The organism is Methylophaga sp. UBA5088 (genome assembly GCF_002414625.1).
In the GTDB taxonomy this organism is placed as follows: Bacteria; Pseudomonadota; Gammaproteobacteria; order Nitrosococcales; family Methylophagaceae; genus Methylophaga; species Methylophaga marina.
In genome coordinates, this window is record NZ_DIAC01000134.1 from 654 (window position 1) to 4,778 (window position 4,125).

Annotated in this window: 4 protein-coding genes; 3 read left to right on the forward strand and 1 reads right to left on the reverse strand. The window is 46.7% G+C overall.

What is annotated here, in order from left to right:
* The 3 genes from prmC to pmbA form a co-directional block, all read left to right on the forward strand.
* On the forward strand, nt 1–771 hold a 771-nt coding region (gene prmC, locus B4K20_RS16455), incomplete at its 5' end, for a peptide chain release factor N(5)-glutamine methyltransferase (RefSeq protein ID WP_289283749.1).
* Nucleotides 772–801: 30 nt separating this feature from the next.
* Nucleotides 802–1,560 (forward strand): HesA/MoeB/ThiF family protein, encoded by a 759-nt coding sequence (locus B4K20_RS16460; RefSeq protein ID WP_289283750.1) that lies wholly within the window; start codon nt 802–804, stop codon nt 1,558–1,560.
* Nucleotides 1,561–1,621: 61 nt separating this feature from the next.
* Nucleotides 1,622–2,956: a metalloprotease PmbA gene (gene pmbA / locus B4K20_RS16465; protein WP_289283751.1), complete on the forward strand. Its 1,335-nt coding sequence runs from the start codon at nt 1,622–1,624 to the stop codon at nt 2,954–2,956.
* 3 nt (nt 2,957–2,959) lie between these two features.
* On the opposite strand, the gene B4K20_RS16470 is transcribed toward pmbA, so the two are convergent.
* A partial coding sequence (locus tag B4K20_RS16470) for a PilZ domain-containing protein (RefSeq protein WP_289283752.1) occupies nt 2,960–4,125 on the reverse strand: 1,166 nt, incomplete at its 5' end.

Sequence of the window (4,125 nt, forward strand, 5' to 3'; positions counted from 1 at the left end):
GATGTCGATGTGCAGTATCTGTTATGTCACGTGTTGACGTGTTCGCCAACACGCCTGTTACTCGATGCCGAGACAGATCTGACAGAGCAGCAATGGCAAGACTTCAAACACCTCATCACGAGACGCCAAACCGGTGAGCCAATAGCGCATATTACGGGCAGCAGGGGGTTTTGGTCACTCGACCTGGCGGTTAATAATTCGACACTTATTCCCCGAGCCGATACCGAATTACTGGTCGCGCTGGCATTGCCAAAGCTGCAGCCGGGTATGCGCATAATCGATTTAGGGACAGGAACGGGGGCCATCGCTCTCTCCATCGCACATGAGCGGCCTGATGTCACTATCATTGCCAGTGACTTTCATCTACAGGCGGTCAAGTTAGCGCAACAAAATGCCCAATCCTATAGGCTTGACCACGTTCATTTCTTTCAAGCTTCCTGGTTGAGTGCATGTCAGCCAGCTCAGTTTGATATGGTGATTTCGAATCCGCCTTATATCGAAGCAGATGACCCACATTTACAGCAGGGTGATGTTCGTTTTGAACCGCTTTCTGCGTTGATATCAGGACCAGACGGGCTTGATGATATACGCCAGATTATCAAGCAGGCTGCGATCTGTCTGAAACCTGGTGGCTGGTTACTCATTGAGCATGGACATGATCAATCCCGGGCAGTGCAGCAATTATTCTCAGAGGCAGGGTTTGTACAGATTTCGGCTCACCAGGACTTTGGTGGTAACGATCGGGTTGTCATAGCACAACTCACGTTATAATGCCGGGCTATTCAGTAGAGTTAACAGACGATGAATGACGAACAGCTACTCCGCTACAGTCGACATATATTACTATCCCAGATGGATATTGAGGGCCAACAGCGTCTGCTTGATAGTCATGTCATGATTATCGGGTTGGGCGGGCTGGGTGCGCCTGTTTCGATGTATCTTGCTGCCTCAGGAGTAGGCCATTTAACGCTGGTCGATGATGACGTGGTTGAATTAGCCAATTTACAACGGCAAATTGTTCATACACATAAGAATATCGGTCGAAAAAAAGTCGACTCCGCATATGAACAGCTCCATGCTCTGAATCCTGATATCGCTATCGACATGATTGATGAGCGCTTGGATAAGCCTGCTATGTTGGCGGCATCGCTTCACGTGGACGTGATCGTGGATTGCACCGACAATTTTGAAACCCGTTTTTTCTTAAATGAGATCAGCAGGGAAAATAAGATACCACTGGTGTCTGGTGCCGCTATCCGCTTTGATGGGCAAGTCACTGTTTATGATCCGCGTCAAGCAGACTCACCTTGTTATCGTTGTCTGTATGAAGATAAAGGCGAACTGCAGGAAACCTGTTCAGAGAGTGGTGTCTTCGCCCCGATGCTGGCCATGATCGGCGGGACTCAGGCTGCGGAGACATTAAAACTATTAGCTGGAATCGGCACCCCATTAACGGGGCGTTTATTACTGCTTGATGGGCTTTCCATGAGTTGGCGTGAGATAAAACTGAAACCTGATCCAAGCTGTCCAGTATGTGCGGACAGTCATCACCGTGAATAAACTGAACAAGCATGTCATGCTGTTGAGAAAAGACAAATAAGTCGAGGATTTGAACACTACTATGAGTCGAATGACAAATACTGTTGAATTGGAACGTGCTGCGGAAATGGCACTGACTGAAGCCAAGAAGCGCGGTGCAAGTGCTGCCGAGGTTGGGCTTAGCCACAGTGAAGGATTATCGGTCACGGTTCGTCAACGTGAAGTCGAAACGTTGGAACACAACAACGACACAGGCTTAGGCATAACGGTCTATTTTGGACATAGCAAAGCATCGTCAAGTACCTCTGATTTAAGTGAAGCGGCCATCACTGAAGCTGTAGGGGCGGCCTGTAATATTGCCAAACATACTCAGGCTGATGAAGCGGCCGGGCTGGCGGATGCTGATTTAATGGCCACTGTATTTCCAGAGTTGTCGCTCTATCACCCATGGTCGATCGATGTTGAAAAGGCGATTGATCTTGCCACGCTATGTGAGCAGGCAGGTCTCGATAACGATCCACGAATATCAAATTCTGAAGGAGCGACCGTTTCCAGTCATACAGGTCAGCGTGTTTATGCCAACAGTCATGGCTTTATGGGAGCAACTCAAAGCAGTCGACATAGTTTGTCTGCAACGCTTATTGCTCAAGATGCACGCGGTATGCAGCGCGACTACTGGTATGACATCAAACGTGATGCTAATGATCTTCTGAGTGCTGAGTCCATCGGTTTAAAAGCTGCAGAACGGACATTATCAAGATTAGGTGCCGGTGAAGTAAAAACAGGTAGCTACCCGGTGATATTCACTGCTCAGATGGCCCCTTCACTGTTCGGACAATTAATTTCAGCTATCCGCGGCGGTGCGCTGTATCGCAAAGCCTCATTTTTGCTGGATAAAAAAGGTGAGCAAATTTTCCCTGAGTTTATTCATGTGCATGAACAACCACATATTCTCAAAGCCTTGGGTAGTGCCAGCTTTGATGGTGAAGGTGTGGCCACACAAAATCGTGACATTATTTTAGGTGGCGTGTTGCAAGGCTATGTGCTCGACAGTTATGCCGCCCGACGCTTGGGTCTGCAAACAACAGGTAATGCCGGTGGTGTGCACAACTTAACGATTGATAGCAGTACTGATGCTGATTTGGCTGCACTGATCAAAAAAATGGATAAAGGCATTATCGTCACAGAAACCATGGGCATGGGGGTTAATATTGTGAATGGTGACTACTCACAAGGTGCCGCTGGCTTTTGGGTGGAAAATGGGGAAATTCAATACCCAGTCGATGAATTTACCATCGCCAGCAACTTGCAAGACATGTTTATGGGAATTGTGGATGTGGGAAGTGACGTGGATATTCGAGGTAATACGCGTTGTGGCTCAGTGCTGATTGATAAAATGATGATAGCGGCTGCATAAGGCCTATGCTGGGTTAGTTGTTGCGTATTTCAGCGATATTAACTGCGTTATATCGGTCAGTTCTAGCAGTGCAAATAATTGAGATAACTGTTGACGCATTATTTTTATGCGATGAGCTTGTTGACTCCGCTGTTGGTTCAGCTGCGGTATAAGATCAGTCTGCTCATCAGCTTCTCTGTCATTGATTGGGCTGACAAAGCATTGAAATGCATGAAATTGTTTGGCTGATAGCCCACGCTGAAGAAAACGATCCTTATCCCTTTGCGTCATAAACTGATGATCAAACATCCACTGCCATTGGTCATGGTGGGTTTCAAATCCGTATAACGCGGTGTTCAGTGATTCACCTTCTTTAGCCTGCAAGCCTTTTACTTGCTCATGCAGTTCAGCTAGATGAATCTCGATAGAACGCCAGAAATTATCCGTATGCTGGTCAGCACCATTTCGTTCCGTGCAGCCAATGACCGAGATGTGTCTCTGACCTGATTCATCAACGCCCAGAAATAGCGGAATCGATTCTGAGGTAGTAAGTAAGCAGGGTAGGAATAAACGACTTTCATGATGCTGTATCAGGTCATCATGATTTTGTTTGAGTTGTGAATGGTTGCTGGCAATGATGTTGTCAAAAAACTGATTCTGGCTGGCGGAGCAATGCTCATGAATGCGTTCAAACCCCAGTTGATACTTGTTCTCCCAGCGTTTTTTATTTTTGAGTTGATAGGGAATACGTTGCAGACTGACCTTTTTTGTCTGACTTTGCCAGCGAGGAAAATCAACATAAACGACTTTATCCAGAGTCAGTTCAACGTTTAATGGTAGCGTCACTGATAAACCATGACTTGAGACATCCACACTGGTGCTGTTCCACTCTTGTTCATTGAAATGTAAGGTGACCGGAGTACGGATATGATATCGCTGAACCTGGCGTTTAATAACATGACTCAAGGCATATGGCGTAGGCAAATCATTTAACTCCCACATCGGGATGTCATAACATTCTGGCGTACTCTCTTGCGTATGTGTAGATTTGATTTCGGTGTCTGATAGCGCGGTTTGTAAGTCGATCAAACGAATAGCATATTGTGGATAGTGCAGATTATTTGCTAGCTGTTCTGCGTAGGCTGGGGCATGTTCCTTGAGCATGCTCAGAGATGATGCAGACACAGAAT